Here is a 15689-nt window from a genome sequence, read left to right on the forward strand (position 1 = left end):
CGTTTTTCTTTGCCCGCTGGCGATACGGCGGAACCGGGTTAGTCTGACGTCCATGACCCAGCGCCCCGCCATCCTGATCATGCAGCGGCACCTCGCGCCGCTCAGCGTCTTTCTCGAAGGCGCCTACGACGTCTATCGCTTCTGGGAGGGGCCGCCGATCGAGGCCGCGGCCGACGTCCGCGTCCTGGTCGTGGCGGGCGAGTTCGAACTGGACAAGGATCTGATCGAGCGCCTGCCCAACCTGTCGCTGATCGCCTGCTTCACCTCGGGCTATGACGGCATCGATGTCGAGTGGTGCCGCGCGCGCGGCCTGGCCGTCACCCACGCCCCCGCCATCAACCACGAAGACGTCGCCGACCACGCCATCGGCCTGATCCTGGCGGCGCGGCGTCAGATCGCAGAAGGGGACCGGCAGTTGCGCGCCGGCGGCTGGACCCCAGCCTCCAAGACCATCACCCCGTCGATGGGCGACCAGACGATCGGCATCGTCGGCCTTGGCGCCATAGGCGAGGCCGTGGCCCGTCGCGCCGAGGCCATGCGGATGAAGGTCCAGTGGTGGGCGCCGCGCGCCAAGGAGGCCGCCTGGCCCCGCGCCGACAGCCTGCTCGACCTGGCCCGCGCCTCCGACGTGCTGGTCGTCGCCTGTCGCGCGGACGAGAGCAATCGCGGCCTGATCTCGGCCGAGGTGATCGAGGCCCTGGGGCCGTCGGGCCTGCTGGTCAATGTCGCGCGCGGTCAGTTGGTGGACGAGGACGCCGTCATCGCCGCCCTGCGCGACGGACGCCTCGGCGGCGCCGCCCTCGACGTGTTCGAGACCGAGCCGACCGACGCCGCGCGCTGGGCCGCCGTGCCCAACACCGTCCTGACGCCTCACACGGCGGGAGCCACGACTGAGGCGGTTCAGGGGATGCTGATGCTGCTGCTTCAGAACCTGTCGGCCCATTTCGCGGGCGAGCCGCTGAAGACGCCAGTCGGGGGCTAGGCAACCGGGTCCTCCTCCCCATGAAATGGGGAGGAGGCGCGTCGGCGAAGCCGACGTGACGGAGGGGCGACCTTTGATCAAGCAGCCCCTCCACCGCTACGCGGTCCCCCTCCTCATGTCATGGGGAGGAAAGCAGATCGCCCTTCACCTTGCGCTCTAGCGACCGATCCGTGCCGCGTGATGGGCGATAGTCCCCATTCGCAGCCAGATTTTGCTTGCATAATCGTATAAGGATATCTTTATACGACCTCATGACACTGACCGCTGACCAGACCGTCGAGGCCCTGCGCGCCGCAGGCGAACCCACCCGTTTGCGGGTGCTGTCGCTGCTCGCCGCCGAGGAACTGTCGGTCATGGAGCTGTCGCGGGTTCTGGACCAGAGCCAGCCGCGCGTGTCGCGTCACCTGAAGCTGATGGCCGACGCCGGCCTGATCGAACGATTCCCCGACGGGGCGCGAGTTTTCTACCGCCTGTCGCACGACGCCCTGTCGCGCCGCCTGATCGACACGGTGCTGGACCTGCTGGACCACGCCGAGGGCGAGGCCGACCATCGCCGCCTGGACGAGGTGCGCAAGGAGCGCGCCATCGACGCCGCCCGCTATTTCGAACAGGTCGCGCCGCAGTGGGACCAGATGCGGAGCCTCTATGTCTGCGAGAGCGCGGTCGAAACCGCCGTCGAGCAGGCGGCCGGCCCCGGCCCGTTCGAGCGCGTCGTCGATCTGGGCACCGGCTCGGGCCGGATGCTGACCCTGTTCGGCAAGAAGGCGAAGATGTCGGTCGGTCTGGATCTCAGCCAGAACATGCTGAACATCGCCCGCGCCAATGTCTCCAAGGCCGGGCTGGACAAGGTCGAACTGCGCCACGGCGACATCTTCTCGACCCGCCTGCCGCACGCCAGCGCCGACCTGGTGATCGTGCATCAGGTCCTGCACTATCTGGCCGATCCCGCCGCCGCCGTGGCCGAGGCCGCGCGCCTGGTCATGCCGGGCGGCAAGCTGCTGATCGTCGACTTCGCCCCGCACCAGCTGGAGCAACTTCGCGAGGCGCACCAGCACCGCCGCCTGGGCTTCGCTGACGAGGAAATCCAGGGCTGGCTGGCCGACGCGGGCCTGACCGCCGACGCCCCCGTCGCCCTGCCGCCCGACACCGAGGGCCTGACCGTCCACATCTGGACCGGCGAACGCGCCGCCGTCCCTGCCCGAAAGACCGCCTGATGGCCTCCCCCGCCGCTCTCAACCTGGCTGAAGCCCGCGCCCTGCTGCTGTCGCCGCTGGGTCCCGTGGCGCGCGCCGGTTCCAACCGCAATGCCGTCAACGTCTCGTTCGAGTTCTTCCCGCCCAAGTCGGACGAGGCCGAGGCCAACCTGTGGAACGCCATCCGCCGGCTGGAACCGCTGAACCCGGCCTTCGTCTCCGTCACCTACGGCGCCGGCGGCTCGACGCGCGAGCGCACCCACCGCACGGTGCAGCGGATCATCAGCGAGACGACCCTGCGTCCCGCCGCCCACCTGACCTGCGTCGAGGCCAGCCGCGACGAGGTCGATGAGGTCATCGAGGGCTACAAGGCCATCGGCGTCGATCACATCGTCGCCCTTCGCGGCGACCCGCCGGGCGGAGACGGCATCGGCGGCGCCTACGTCCCGCGCACGGACGGCTACGCCAACGCCACCGAACTGTCCCAGGCGATCAGCCGCGTCGGCGGCTTCGACATCACTGTCGGCGCCTATCCCGAGAAACACCCGGAAAGCCCGTCGATCGACCACGATATCGACGTGCTGAAGGCCAAGGTGGACGCCGGCGCCACCCGCGCCGTGACCCAGTTCTTCTTCGACATCGAGGCCTTCCTGCGCTTCCGTGACCGGGTGCGGGCGGCGGGCGTGACCATCCCCCTGATCCCCGGCATCATGCCCGTGTCCAACTTCAAGGGCCTGAGCCGGATGAGCGCGGCCTGCGGTGCCTCCATCCCCGACTGGCTGGCGGCCCACTTCGACGGGCTGGACGACGACCCCGAGACCCGCAAGCTGCTGGCCGCCTCCATCGCCGCCGAGACCTGCGCGCGGCTGCAGGAAGAAGGCTTCGCGGACTTCCACTTCTACACTCTGAACCGCGCCGAGCTGGTCTATGCGATCTGCCGGGTGCTGGGCGTGCGTGAAACCAAGGCTGTTGCGTAAATGACTTCCCCCCTGACCCGTCCTGAACGGATCGCCGCCCTGCACGCGGCGGCCAAGGAACGCATCCTGGTCCTCGACGGCTCCTGGGGCGTCATGATCCAGCGGCGCGGGCTGGAAGAAGCCGACTTCCGCGGCGACCGCTTCGTCGCGGCTGCCGGCTACAACGAAAAGGACCAGATGAAGGGGAACAACGACATCCTCTGCATCACCCGTCCCGACATCATCGCCGACCTGCACGACCAGTATTACGGCGCGGGCGCGGACATCTCCGAGACCAACACCTTCTCGGCCACCACCATCGCCCAGGACGACTACAAGCTGGACGCGCAAGCCGTCTGGGACATCAATCTGGAAGGCGCGAAACTAGCCCGCGCCGCCGCCGACCACTGGACGGCCCGGGAGCCGCACAAGCCGCGCTTCGCCGCCGGCTCCATCGGCCCGCTGAACAAGATGCTGTCCATGTCGTCCGACGTGAACGACCCCGGCGCGCGGCTGGTGACCTTCGACGAGGTCTATGAGGCCTATCGCCATCAGGTGAAGGCCCTGAACGAGGGCGGCGTCGACCTCTATCTGATCGAAACCATCACCGACACGCTGAACTGCAAGGCCTGCATCAAGGCCATCAAGGACCTCGAGGACGAGGGGCTGGAGCCGCTGCCGATCTGGATTTCCGGCACCATCACCGACCGTTCGGGCCGCACCCTTAGCGGCCAGACCGCCGAGGCCTTCTGGAACTCCGTGCGCCACGCCAAGCCCTTCGCGGTGGGGTTCAACTGCGCCCTCGGCGCCGACCTGATGCGACCCTTCATCGCCGAACTGAGCCGCGTCGCCGACACCCTGGTCGCCGCCTACCCCAACGCCGGCCTGCCCAACGCCATGGGCCAGTACGACGAACAACCCCACGAGACCGCCCACTTCATCGAGGAATGGGCCGCGTCCGGCCTGGTCAACATCGTCGGCGGCTGCTGCGGCACCACCCCCGACCACATCAAGCACGTCGCCGAAGAAGTCGCCCCGCTGAAGCCGCGCGAAATCCCGGAACGCCCGGTGGCCATGCGCCTGTCGGGGCTGGAACCGTTCGAGCTGGTGGCGTGAGGACATCCGCCGGTATTTTTCTTCTCCCCTTGGGGGAGAAGGTGGGCCGCGCCAGCGGCTCGGATGAGGAGGACGCTGGCTTCTCCCTCATCGCAAAGGACCGTGTACGCGGACACCTCCCCCTCATCCGTCATGCTCCGCATGACACCTTCTCCCCCAAGGGGAGAAGGATTGCGTTCGGTCAGTAAGATGCGTCCTGTCTTCATCAACGTCGGCGAGCGGACCAACGTCACCGGCTCGGCCAAGTTCCGCAAGCTAATCGTCGACGGCGACTACACCGCCGCCCTCGACGTCGCCCGCCAACAGGTCGAGGCGGGCGCCCAGGTCATCGACATCAACATGGACGAGGGCCTGCTGGACGGCGCCGTCGCCATGCGCACCTTCCTCAACCTGATCGCAGCCGAACCCGACATCGCCCGCGTGCCGGTGATGATCGACAGCTCCAAGTGGGAGGTCATCGAGGCGGGCCTGAAATGCGTTCAGGGCAAGCCGATCGTCAACTCGATCAGCATGAAGGAGGGCGAAGCCGCCTTCCGCGAACACGCGATCAAATGCCTGCGCTACGGCGCCGCCGTTGTCGTCATGGCCTTTGACGAGGTTGGTCAGGCCGACACCGCCGCCCGCAAGATCGAGATCTGCACCCGCGCCTACAATATCCTGGTCAACGAGGTCGGCTTCCCGCCCGAGGACATCATCTTCGACCCCAATATCTTCGCCGTGGCGACGGGGATCGAGGAGCACGACAACTACGCCGTCGACTTCATCGAGGCGGTCAAGGTCATCAAGGCCACCCTGCCCTACGCCCGCATCTCGGGCGGGGTGTCGAACGTCTCGTTCAGCTTCCGCGGCAACGAGCCGGTGCGCCGGGCGATCCACAGCGTCTTCCTTTACCACGCCATCGCGGCGGGCATGGACATGGGCATCGTCAACGCCGGCGACCTGCCGGTCTATGACGACATCGACGCCACCCTGCGCGAAGCGGTCGAGGACGTGATCCTGAACCGGCCGCAGCGGACAAACGTGTCCAACACCGAGCGGCTGGTGGACATGGCGCCCACCTACAAGGGCGAAAAGGGCGCGGCGCGCGTCGTCGACCTGAAATGGCGCGAGCAGCCGGTTGCGGCCCGCATCGCCCACGCCCTGGTCCACGGCATCACCGAGTTCATCGAGGCCGACACCGAAGAGGCCCGCCTGTCGGTGGAGCGTCCCCTGCACGTCATCGAAGGTCCGCTGATGGACGGGATGAACGTGGTCGGCGACCTGTTCGGATCGGGCAAGATGTTCCTGCCGCAGGTGGTGAAGTCCGCCCGCGTGATGAAGCAGGCCGTCGCCTGGCTGGAACCCTATATGGAGGCCGAAAAGGCCGGCAAGCCGCGCGAACAGGCCGGCCGCATCCTGATGGCCACGGTCAAGGGCGACGTCCACGACATCGGCAAGAACATCGTCGGCGTGGTGCTGCAATGTAACAACTACGAGGTCATCGACCTGGGCGTCATGGTCCCGGCCGACCGCATCCTGGACGCCGCCGTCGAGCACAAGGTCGACATCATCGGCCTGTCCGGTCTGATCACCCCGTCGCTGGACGAGATGGTCTTCGTCGCCCGCGAGATGGAGCGGCGCGGCTTTGACATTCCCCTGCTGATCGGCGGGGCCACGACCAGCCGCACCCATACGGCGGTCAAGATCGAGCCGGGCTATCGCAAGGGTTCGACCACCTATGTCATCGACGCCAGCCGCGCCGTCGGCGTGGTGTCCGGCCTGCTGTCTCCAACCGACAAGGCGAAGAACGAAGCCGCCACCCGCGACGAATACGTGCGCATCCGCGAACAGTACGCGCGCGGCCAGGAGGTCAAGGCCCGCGCCACCATCCAGCAGGCGCGCGAGAACCGCTTCAACGCCGATCCCGCCGCGACCATGCCCGGCAAGCCGTCGTTTATCGGCGTGCGGGCCTTCGACGCCTGGGACCTGGCCGATCTGGCCGACCACATCGACTGGACCCCCTTCTTCGCCAGCTGGGAGCTGATCGGCCGCTACCCGCTGATCCTCGAAGACGAGATCGTCGGCGAGGCGGCCAAGGACCTGTTCCGCGACGCCCAGGCCATGCTGAAGCGCATCATCGACGAGAAGTGGTTCACGGCGAAGGGCGTGGTCGGCTTCTGGCCCGCCCGCGCCGACGGCGACGACATCGCCGTCTATGCCGACGAGAACCGCAGCGACGAGATCGCCCGCTTCCACACCCTGCGCCAGCAGATAAAGAAGTCGAACGGCAAGCCCAACCTGGCCCTGTCGGACTTCGTGGCTGAAGAGAGCCAGGATTACGTCGGCGCCTTCGCCGTCACGGCGGGGCATGGCGAGCTGGAAATCGCCAAGCGCTTCAAGGACGCAGGCGACGACTATTCCTCGATCATGGCCACGGCCCTGGCCGACCGCCTGGCCGAAGCCTTCGCCGAGCGTCTGCACAAGGAGGTTCGCACCCAGCTCTGGGGCTACGCCGCCGACGAGCAGACCTCAGTTCAGGACCTGATCGAAGAGAAGTATCAGGGCATCCGCCCCGCCCCCGGCTACCCGGCCCAGCCCGACCACACGGAAAAGGCCACCCTGTTCCGCCTGCTGGACGCGGGCGCCAATGCGGGCATGGCCCTGACCGAGAGCTATGCGATGACGCCCCCGGCCTCGGTCTCGGGCCTCTATTTCGGCCATCCGGGCAGCCACTACTTCGGCGTCGGCAAGATCGACCGCGATCAGATCGAGGACTACGCCCGCCGCAAGGGCTGGGACGTGGAGACCGCCGAACGCTGGCTGGCCCCCATCCTCAACTACGATCCCGGCGCCATCGCGCGCGACACCGCCGCCTGATCCGTCAGGCGGCGGGGGCCGCCGTCGCGGTGTCCAGCCCGACATCCTTCAGCGCGGCGGGCGGCGTGGCGATGTTCTCGCGAATGCGGCGGGCGGCGTGTTCGCAGCGTCCCGGCAGGCCGAAGAACAGGCCGAAGGCCTCGCTGCGCGCCTTGACGTCCTGTTGCGCCAGCAGCGGCGCCCACTGACCGGCGGCGGCGGTCGCCGCCTGCTGCGCCGTGGCCTTGATCGCCGGAGACTGGCGCGCTCCTGCGACGGCCAAAGCCGAACCGAAATCAACGGCCTCCAGCTTGCCCAGGCGGATGATGTCCAGATCCAGGGCGTCGGTCGTCTGCAGACTCTCGCCCAGGGCGATGTGTCCCTTGATCAGGGCCTCGCACCAGGCGACCAGCGGATAGTCCCCCTGCGGCGCTCCGCGCGGCAACTCGGCCGCATAGGCCATGGCTTCGCGGACCTTCAGCGCCTCCGCCGTTTCAGTCGAGCGGTTGGCCGTGACCACCAGCCCGTCCGCATCCTGGGCAAACGCCGCTCCCGGCGACAGGACGGCCATCGCGGCGACCAGGATCAAGGCGGAACGAAGGTCCATAGGCGGTGTCTTTCTCTCTGACGGCGACAGCGGCGCGCTGCCCCGTCACGCTTGCCGCCCCGGATGGTTTTTCTGCGGCGACGGTTTCAAAAGAAAAAGGGCGGCAGGTCCGAAGACCCGCCGCCCAATCCCCAAGCCTTTGAAAGGGCTTAGAAGTTAGCCGTCACACCGAAGAAGATGTAACGCCCCATCGCATTATACAGCTGCGGATAGGTGTTGTTGTTGCCGGTCGTGCCGACGCTGGAGGACAGCGGCGGATCGGTGTCGAAGACGTTGTTCACGCCCGCGCGCACCGACACGTTGTCACGAGCCTGCCAGGTCGCCGCCAGGTCGAAGTAGTTGATGGCGTCGAACTCGCGGTCGATACGGTTGGCCGGCGCGTTGTTCAGGCTGCCGTCATCACCCAGAACGGCGATTTCTGCGCCGCCATAGTAGCGCCACGTACCGTTGACGTTCAGGCCTTCGATCGGGGTGCCCCAATCGACGCGGAAGCGGTGACGCCATTCCGGGTTCGGAACGCCGCACTGGTTGGCGAAGAAGCCGGCGCAGTCATACTTCGAGTTGTCGAAGCCCAGGCCGGTGTCGGTCTCGAGCGAGTTCAACCAGGTGCCGACCATGGTGAAGCCCAAGGTGCCGGCGCGGTCCCAGCCGTAGTCGGCCAGATCCATATTGTAGTTGGCCGCCACGTCCACACCCGAGGTCTTCAGACCGCCGATGTTGGTGTTCAGGTCGATCACGTTGCCGGTGCCGATCCAGAGCTGACCATTGGAGTTACGCTTGATGTTGTTACAGGCCGCAGCCAGACCCGACGTATAGCAGGCGTCCAGGGAGTTCTGGGCGCCGATCGACGAGATCAGGTTGTCGATCTGGATGTCGAAGTAGTCCAGCGTCAGGTTGAAGCCCGGCAGGAACTCCGGCGTGAAGACGACACCGAAGGTCATGGTGTCGGACTCTTCCGGCGTCAGAGCCGTGTTGCCGCCTTGCAGGAAGTTATACTGACCGGCCGGGCTGGTCAGAGCGCCGCCATTCGACTGAGCCGTCGTCACCTGCCACGGATTGGTGCCGATGCACGACGCCGGAACGGGGCCGGCGGCGGCGGGGCGGTTATTCGGTCCAACCAGGCCGTCGCAAGGATCGAAGTCCAGGTCGAACAGATTGAAGCCCTGCGCGGTGAACAGTTCGATCACGTTCGGTGCACGCACGGCGCGCTGAGCGCTGGCGCGGAAACGAACCGAAGAGATCGGAGCCCAGTCGGCGCCGACTTTCCACGAGTCCGTGCCGCCGCCCAGATCATACTCCGAGTGACGATAGGCCAGGTCGACCGACAGTTGGTCGGCGAAGGCCATGCCTTCGGCGATCGGAATTTGAGCTTCGGCGAACACGTCATAGACTTGGTTCGAACCGTTGAGGCCCAGGGTCGCGCCGCCTTGACCGGCGCCGTCGCCCGACGTGAACGACACGTCCGGGGTCAGGTCCAGGCCGTCGCGGCGATATTCAACGCCGAACGCCGTCTGAACGCCGCGCGTGGCCCATGGCGACTTGACGCCATAGACGCCGAGGTCGGCGGTCAGCGAGCCCGAGACGACCTGCTGGGTGGTCCAGCCGGTGGCGACCAGCGGCACCTGCAGATAGTCCAGCGCCGCCTGCGTCACGCCGCCCGACTTGAAGATGTTGTAGGGCACGCAGTCGGCGTCGATGCCGGCGAGCACGGACGAGCAGACGGGCTGGCCGGTGATCGGATCCTTCACGACGTCCAGCGCACGGGCCAGACGGGTGTTCGAGAACTCGTTGCGGTAGATGTTGGTGAACTGAGCGCGCGAGTACTGGGCGGTCAGGTCGTAGCTCCAGGCGTCGTTCAGATCGCCACGAGCGCCGACAACGCCGCGATACGACTGGAAGCGGATGTCCGACTGACGGCCGCCGCCCTCGACGTTACGACGCCCGATATACATCGCCTTGTCGGCGCCGGATGCGATATCGGCCGCGCTACAGGCGAGGATCCCCAACTGCTGGGCCGACAGCAGCGGATTGTCGCAGCCGATGGTCGAGCTGCCGTCCGTGGTGCGGAAGCCGTTAGAAAACTCGCCGAAGAAGTTACCCGACGGCGCGATCTGCGCGATCGTCGAGTAGTCGCTGAACATCAGCTGGGTGTAGACTTCAATCTTATCGGTCACGTCATAGTGGCCGAAGGCACCCATGGTGTAACGCTCATCCGGACGCTGATAATAGTTCGACGGACCAAAGTTGTATTGGTCACGCGAAGCCACGAACGGGATGAAGTTGCCGGAGGCGTCAACGGTGAAGGTGTTGGCCGCCGTGAAGTCCTTCGTGAACTGACCCGGGAACGAGGTGCCGGAACCGCCGCACCTGAAATCGTTGATAGTGGCAGCGGCCGGCGCCGCGAGCGAACAGGCCGCGTAGTCGTAGTCGCGGCCCAGAACCTTGTTGTTCTTCCGATAGCCGGCATACAGGGTGATGTTGCCGCGATCATCCGGTGCGTTGACGCCCATCAGGACGTTCACTTCGCGGCTGAAGCCGGTCGTGACGTTGTCGTCGGGCAGTTTGAACTGCGACGGGTTGGTCGCGGCGCGGCCGGCGATGACGTTGCGCAGGTTGCCGACGCCGTCATAGTCGTTGTTGTGCTGGTTGAAGCCGTACTGGGCGTCGATTTCGATGCCTTCGAAGTCGCGGCGCATGATGAAGTTCACGACGCCGGCGATGGCGTCCGAACCGTAGACGGCCGAGGCGCCGCCCGTCAGCACTTCAACCCGCTCGACCATCTGGCCGGGGATCTGGTTCAGGTCGGCGGCGTCGTCCTGCGGCGAGCCGTAGCCCATGCGCTTGCCGTCGATCAGCACCAGGGTGCGCGACGAACCCAGGTTACGCAGCGAAACGGTGGCCGTACCCGAAGCGCCGTTGGAGACGGTCGAGTTCTGCGCGGCGAAGGCCTGCGGCAGTTGGGTGACCAGGTCCTCGACGCGGGTCACGCCCTGAACGTCGATGTCCTCGCCCGTGACCTGGGTCACCGGGCTGGTCGTGGTCAGGTTGGGCTGGCGAATGCGCGAGCCGGTGACCACGATGTCGCCCACCTGGCTGGCTTGCTCAGGCTGAGCCGGCGCCGGGGTGGTCTGGGCCATGGCGGGAGCCGCCAGCCCGGCGAGCGCGAAGCCCGCGATCATCGTCGACGCCAGCAGTCGCTCGCGTTTGATCTGGAATTTCAAGGTTCGTCCTCCTGAGTTGTGGACGGCAACAGCAAAGCTTGCCCCTCACCTGTCGCCCACAGCTAGACTCGATTGGCGCCTGAAGACGCGTCGGATCGTTAGCTGGCCGGGAGGTTAGCCACGTGAAATCTGTATCGGACAGGAAAATTACACACGCGTAACAAAGTGGCCTCTGCCCTGTCGCAAAATCGCCACGCTCTGACTCGTATGGCCTTGATGGAAACACCGTGGCACTAAGAGACGTCTTAAACGGCTTAGCTTCTCCTGGAGGGAAATGTGCGCATCATCACCACACTAGGCACCGCGATTTTCGCCGTTTTGTTGCTCCCAGCGTCCAGTTTTGCGCAAAATTCCGCCACAAACCGATCACCGCTTCTGGAGCAGGTCGCCGCCTGCCGCCAGATAACGTCGGACGCTGAGCGTTTGGGCTGTTTCGACCGCGCAGCCGGCGCTCTGGACGCCGCCGAACGCCAAGGCGAGGTCGTCGTGGTCGAACGCGGACAGATTCGCGAAGCCCGTCGCCAACTGTTCGGATTCGAAATTCCGTCCCTCCCGCCCATGTTCGGGCGCGACGATCCGGCGGAGAAGATCGACGCCGTCGAAACCACCCTGCTGAGCGCCGGTCAGGGCCTGGACGGCAAATGGCTGTTCCGCCTGGCCGACGGCTCGGAATGGCGTCAGATCGATTCCGATCCTGTGCGGTTCCAGAATCGAGCCGGCATGGAAATTCGCGTGCGTCGCGCCTCCCTCGGCAGTTATCTGCTGACCGCGGGGCGCAGCCGCGCCGTCCGCGTAAGGAGACAGTAGTGATGACCGACCCCGTCGCCCTGAACGACCGCATCTGGCTTGCCGGCCAGATCTCTCCTGACACCCTGGCCGACGCTGCGGCGCGCTTGGGCTTCCGCAAGGTGGTGAACAATCGACCGGATCATGAGGAGCCGGGCCAACCCACCAGCGCCGAAATCCGCGCCGCCGCCGAAGCCGCCGGCCTGGAGTATCTGGACGCGCCGGTGCGCGGCCTGCCCGACGCCGAAACGGTTGCTTGCGTCGGGGCCTTCCTGGACGACGGCGCGTCGGCGCTTCTCTACTGCCGTTCGGGAATGCGCTCAGCCGCGACCTGGGCCATGGTCGAAGCCAGCCGGGGCGCGGACGCCGACGACCTGCGAGCCTTGGCCCTGGCCGCCGGTTACGATCTTAGCCGCCTGCCGCTCTAACGGACGACGGCGACGCGCGCAGCGTAGGGCGCGGCGGGTTCCGGCGTGCATGAGGCGACACCCCATTGGACCGCCACGAGACAGGCCAGGGCGAAGAACACGCCAGAAACTCGATTTGGCGCAGGAAAAACAGCGGTTCGGATCACGGCGCGGGCTCCTGAATGGGTTACAGGCGTTCAACGCAAGGTCGGCGCCGCGCTGGCCGCCCCTGCCGCCTGCCAAGGACGACCGCCCGTGATCCCCTATGTCCGCCAGTTCGACTTCACCTACGGCCACCGCGACCAAGTTTCGCCGCTGATCCAGCGGGTCATCGCCGACAACCCCGGGCCGTTCACCTTTACCGGCACGGGGACCTATATCGTCGGGCGCGACATGCCGGGCGCCGAGGTGGCGGTGATCGACCCCGGTCCCGACGACGAGGCCCACCTGCACGCCCTGCTGCGGGCGGTGAAGGGGCGAACGGTCAGCCATATCCTTGTGACCCACACCCACCGCGACCACGCCCCCCTCTCCCGCCCCTTCGCCGAAGCGGTGGGCGGCGCGCCCATCCTGGCGGCGCAACCGCACGGAGCGACGATCCACGCCTCGGACCAGATGGGTCAGGCCGCGATGGACGAGGACGACGACGCCGACTTCCAACCCGACGTCATCGTGACGGACGGGCAGCGGATCGAGGGCGAGGGCTGGACCCTTGAGGCCATGGCCACGCCCGGCCACGCCTCGAACCACATGGCCTATGTGCTGAGGGACGAGAACGCCCTGTTCAGCGGCGACCACGTCATGGGCTGGTCCACCACGGTCGTCGCGCCGCCCGACGGCGACATGGCGGCCTATATGGACAGCCTGGATCGGGTGCTGGCGCGCGGCTTCTCGACCCTGTGGCCGACGCACGGCCCGGCCATCACCCAGGTCGCGCCCTTCCTGAAGGCCTACCGCGACCACCGGCTGGAGCGCGAGGCTCAGATCATGGCGCGACTGGCGACGGGGGACGAGACCATCGCCCAGATGGTCCCCGCCCTCTACGCCGCCGTGGATCAACGCCTGTGGCCGGCGGCCAGCCTGTCGGTGCTGTCGCACCTGATCAAGCTGGTGCAGGAGGGGCGCGCTGCAGCCGCGCCTGAACCAACGATGGCCGCCCGCTACGCCCTGATCATGGACTAGGGCTGCAGTCCGTCCACGACGGCGCGAGCCAGACGGCAGGCTTCGTCGCCGACCTTCACGCCTTCGCGCTGGGCCACGCGCACATCGGTGCGGCCGGGACGGATGCGGATGGCGGCGTCATGGGTCAGGCCGAACCAGAAGCCTTCTTTCGAGCCGTCAGCGCGGAAAGGCGCCGCGCCGCGCACGGTGAAGCCCGCCGCCTCCAGCGCCGCCGCAGCGGTCTCGGGCGCGACCTGACGGGGAACCGCGATCAGGCCGGGACAGGCGACCGCCGCCGCCCCCTGCCCGCCCCGCATGGCCACGACCGCGCGCGAGAAGGCCGGAACCTCGGCGGCGTCGGTCGTGACGTCGTTGGCGGCCTCGACCGCGAAACGCTGCCCCTGGATCAGGAGCAGAGCCACGGTCAGCCCTGCGACCGCCAGCGCTGCGGCGGCGTAGAGGCCCCGCCGCCGCACGTCCTTCCACGCAATCGCAACCGCCGTCAGCGCCGCCGCCAGCCCGGCGAAGGCCAGGATGCGGCCGATCTTCAGCGTCAGCACTTCCAGCCCAAAGCCGGCGCTCCACAGGCCGAACCGAGTCCCGAACACGGCGACCAGCACCAGAATCGGCGCCAGAAAGGCCGCGAGCGTCAGCCAGCGCAGACGGATTTCGGCCGCGCGCGCCTGGGTCCGGGTCGGTTCGGCCATGCGGCCCTCCTGAAAGATCAGCCTGCGGTCGGCAGACGATACTCCTTCATCTGCTCGCGCAGCAGCTTCTTGTCGATCTTGCCCGTGGCGCCCAGCGGAATGTCGGCCAGGAAGACCACGTCGTCGGGCATCCACCACTTGGCGATCTTGCCGACCAGGAAGTCGAGATGCTCCTGCTTGTCCTCGCTCTCGCCGTCCTTGAGCTTGATCAGCAGAACCGGGCGCTCATCCCATTTCGGGTGGGCCGCGCCGATGACGGCGGCCAGGGCGACCTTGGGATGGCCGATGGCCAGGTTCTCGATCTCGATGGAGCTGATCCATTCGCCGCCGGACTTGATGACGTCCTTGGCCCGGTCGGTGATCTGCATGAAGCCGTGATCGTCGATGGTCGAGACGTCGCCGGTGTCGAAGAAGCCTTCGTTGTCCAGGATCTCGCCGCCCTCGTCGCGGAAGTAGGTGCGGGCGATGGTCGGCCCCTTGATCATCAGACGGCCGTAGGTCGAGCCGTCGTGCGGCATCTCCTGACCGGCGTAGTTCTTCAGCTTCAGTTCGACGCCCAGCGGCGGCGTGCCCTGCTTGACCCGCCACTTCAGCTGCTCCTCGAACGGCATGGCGGCCAGTTCGGGGGTCATGTTGGACAGGGTGCCGATGGGCGAGGTCTCGGTCATGCCCCAGCCCTGCAGCACCTCGACGCCGAACTCGTCGTTAAAGGCGCGGATCATGCTTTCCGGCACGGCGGCGCCGCCGATCAGAACGCGTGTGACCGTCGAGAGCTTCAGCTTGTTCTCGCGCAGGTGGTTCAGCAGCCCCTGCCAGACGGTCGGCACGGCGGCCGAGAAGGTGACGCCTTCGCTCTCCAGCAGTTCATAGATGGCCGGACCGTCCATGCGCGCCCCCGGCATGACCAGCTTGGACCCCGCCGCCGGCCCGCCGAAGGCGATGCCCCAGGCGTTGGCGTGGAACATCGGCACCACCGGCAGGATGACTTCCTTGGGCGTCGCGCCCAGGACGGTCGATTGCAGGCCCAGCAGGGTGTGGATGAAGTTCGAGCGGTGCGAATAGAGGACGCCCTTGGGGTTCCCCGTCGTGCCCGAGGTGTAGCAGAGGCCGCAGGCGGTGTTTTCCTCGAACCCGCCCCAGACCACGTCTTCCGACGACTGCTCCAGCACGCTCTCATAGCATTCGACCACCGGCAGCTTGGTCTGCGGCATGTGGTCGGGGTCGGTCATGATGACGACGCGCTCGACCGACGGGCAGTGCGGCAGGATGGCGTCCAGCAGCGGCACGAAGGTCAGATCGACGAAGATGATCCGGTCGCCCGCGTGGTTGATGATGTAGACCAGTTGTTCCGGGAACAGGCGCGGGTTCAGCGTGTGGCACACGGCCCCGATGCCCATGATGCCGTACCAGGCCTCGATGTGGTCGGCGGTGTTCCAGGCCAGGGTGGCGACCCGGTCGCCCGGCTGGACGCCCCAGGCCTTCAGCGCGTTCGACACCCGCTTGGCCCGACCGTGGATGGCCCCATAGGTCGTGCGCTCGATCGGCCCCTCGACGGATCGCGTCACGACCTCGCGGTTCGGGTGCCAATTTTTGGCGTGGTCGAGAATCTTGTCGACCGTCAGCGGCCAGTCCTGCATCAAACCCAGCATCGCATTCCCTCGTGTTGCGCCTTGTTGAAAGCGGCGCCTTTGCAGCGACGCTATCTAGGTGAACAGCGA

At 66.9% G+C, this 15689-nt stretch carries 12 protein-coding genes; 8 read left to right on the forward strand and 4 right to left on the reverse strand.

Annotated elements, in window-relative coordinates; genetic code table 11:
• Window positions 1-52: 52 nt before the first annotated feature.
• The 5 genes from AC3IS2_RS08800 to metH all read left to right on the forward strand — a co-directional run bounded on the left by AC3IS2_RS08800 (window position 53) and on the right by metH (window position 7103).
• The gene (locus AC3IS2_RS08800) at window positions 53-982 is read left to right on the forward strand and encodes a 2-hydroxyacid dehydrogenase (RefSeq protein ID WP_489197262.1); all 930 of its coding nucleotides are present in this window, start codon (window positions 53-55) and stop codon (window positions 980-982) included.
• Window positions 983-1233: 251 nt separating this feature from the next.
• Complete coding sequence (locus tag AC3IS2_RS08805; protein ID WP_489197263.1) at window positions 1234-2196, forward strand: ArsR/SmtB family transcription factor; 963 nt, start codon at window positions 1234-1236, stop codon at window positions 2194-2196.
• Window positions 2196-3152, forward strand: coding sequence for a methylenetetrahydrofolate reductase [NAD(P)H] (metF, locus tag AC3IS2_RS08810; protein WP_489197265.1), 957 nt, complete (start codon window positions 2196-2198; stop codon window positions 3150-3152). Before AC3IS2_RS08805 ends, metF begins: the two co-directional genes overlap by 1 nt.
• Window positions 3153-4247, forward strand: a complete 1095-nt coding sequence (locus AC3IS2_RS08815) for a homocysteine S-methyltransferase family protein (protein WP_489197267.1) — start codon at window positions 3153-3155, stop codon at window positions 4245-4247.
• A 189-nt stretch (window positions 4248-4436) separates the two neighbouring features.
• Entirely contained in the window at window positions 4437-7103 is a 2667-nt protein-coding gene (gene metH / locus AC3IS2_RS08820) for a methionine synthase (protein WP_489200131.1), read from the forward strand.
• 4 nt (window positions 7104-7107) lie between these two features.
• On the opposite strand, the gene AC3IS2_RS08825 is transcribed toward metH, so the two are convergent.
• Window positions 7108-7689 carry a hypothetical protein gene (locus AC3IS2_RS08825; protein WP_489197268.1) on the reverse strand — a complete coding sequence of 194 codons (582 nt, stop codon included), beginning with the start codon at window positions 7687-7689 and terminating at the stop codon, window positions 7108-7110.
• Window positions 7690-7838: 149 nt separating this feature from the next.
• Window positions 7839-10910, reverse strand: coding sequence for a TonB-dependent receptor domain-containing protein (locus AC3IS2_RS08830; RefSeq protein ID WP_489197270.1), 3072 nt, complete (start codon window positions 10908-10910; stop codon window positions 7839-7841).
• Between the two features lie 276 nt (window positions 10911-11186).
• On the opposite strand from AC3IS2_RS08830, the gene AC3IS2_RS08835 reads away from it, so the two are divergent.
• From AC3IS2_RS08835 to AC3IS2_RS08845, 3 genes are all read left to right on the forward strand, one after another.
• Window positions 11187-11717 (forward strand): hypothetical protein, encoded by a 531-nt coding sequence (locus AC3IS2_RS08835; protein ID WP_489197271.1) that lies wholly within the window; start codon window positions 11187-11189, stop codon window positions 11715-11717.
• Between the two features lie 2 nt (window positions 11718-11719).
• Window positions 11720-12124: a protein tyrosine phosphatase family protein gene (locus AC3IS2_RS08840; RefSeq protein ID WP_489197273.1), complete on the forward strand. Its 405-nt coding sequence runs from the start codon at window positions 11720-11722 to the stop codon at window positions 12122-12124.
• A 234-nt stretch (window positions 12125-12358) separates the two neighbouring features.
• On the forward strand, window positions 12359-13285 hold the full coding sequence (locus tag AC3IS2_RS08845) for an MBL fold metallo-hydrolase (RefSeq protein WP_489197275.1): 927 nt from the start codon (window positions 12359-12361) through the stop codon (window positions 13283-13285).
• On the opposite strand, the gene AC3IS2_RS08850 is transcribed toward AC3IS2_RS08845, so the two are convergent.
• Both AC3IS2_RS08850 and AC3IS2_RS08855 read right to left on the reverse strand, forming a co-directional pair.
• The gene (locus AC3IS2_RS08850; protein WP_489197277.1) at window positions 13282-13971 is read right to left on the reverse strand and encodes a DUF1499 domain-containing protein; all 690 of its coding nucleotides are present in this window, start codon (window positions 13969-13971) and stop codon (window positions 13282-13284) included. The two genes, AC3IS2_RS08845 and AC3IS2_RS08850, sit on opposite strands and share 4 nt — an antisense overlap.
• Window positions 13972-13988: 17 nt before the next feature.
• Window positions 13989-15620: a long-chain-fatty-acid--CoA ligase gene (locus AC3IS2_RS08855; RefSeq protein ID WP_489197278.1), complete on the reverse strand. Its 1632-nt coding sequence runs from the start codon at window positions 15618-15620 to the stop codon at window positions 13989-13991.
• Between the last annotated feature and the right edge of the window lie 69 nt (window positions 15621-15689).

It is taken from the genome of Brevundimonas sp. KH_025 (genome assembly GCF_057839885.1).

Coding starts and splice junctions, on each gene's coding strand:
- AC3IS2_RS08800 (WP_489197262.1), top strand. CDS start 53: ATGACCCAGCGCCCCGCCATCCTGATCATGCAGCGGCACCTCGCGCCG.
- AC3IS2_RS08805 (WP_489197263.1), top strand. CDS start 1,234: ATGACACTGACCGCTGACCAGACCGTCGAGGCCCTGCGCGCCGCAGGC.
- metF (WP_489197265.1), top strand. CDS start 2,196: ATGGCCTCCCCCGCCGCTCTCAACCTGGCTGAAGCCCGCGCCCTGCTG.
- AC3IS2_RS08815 (WP_489197267.1), top strand. CDS start 3,153: ATGACTTCCCCCCTGACCCGTCCTGAACGGATCGCCGCCCTGCACGCG.
- metH (WP_489200131.1), top strand. CDS start 4,437: ATGCGTCCTGTCTTCATCAACGTCGGCGAGCGGACCAACGTCACCGGC.
- AC3IS2_RS08825 (WP_489197268.1), bottom strand. CDS start 7,689: ATGGACCTTCGTTCCGCCTTGATCCTGGTCGCCGCGATGGCCGTCCTG.
- AC3IS2_RS08840 (WP_489197273.1), top strand. CDS start 11,720: ATGACCGACCCCGTCGCCCTGAACGACCGCATCTGGCTTGCCGGCCAG.
- AC3IS2_RS08850 (WP_489197277.1), bottom strand. CDS start 13,971: ATGGCCGAACCGACCCGGACCCAGGCGCGCGCGGCCGAAATCCGTCTG.
- AC3IS2_RS08855 (WP_489197278.1), bottom strand. CDS start 15,620: ATGCTGGGTTTGATGCAGGACTGGCCGCTGACGGTCGACAAGATTCTC.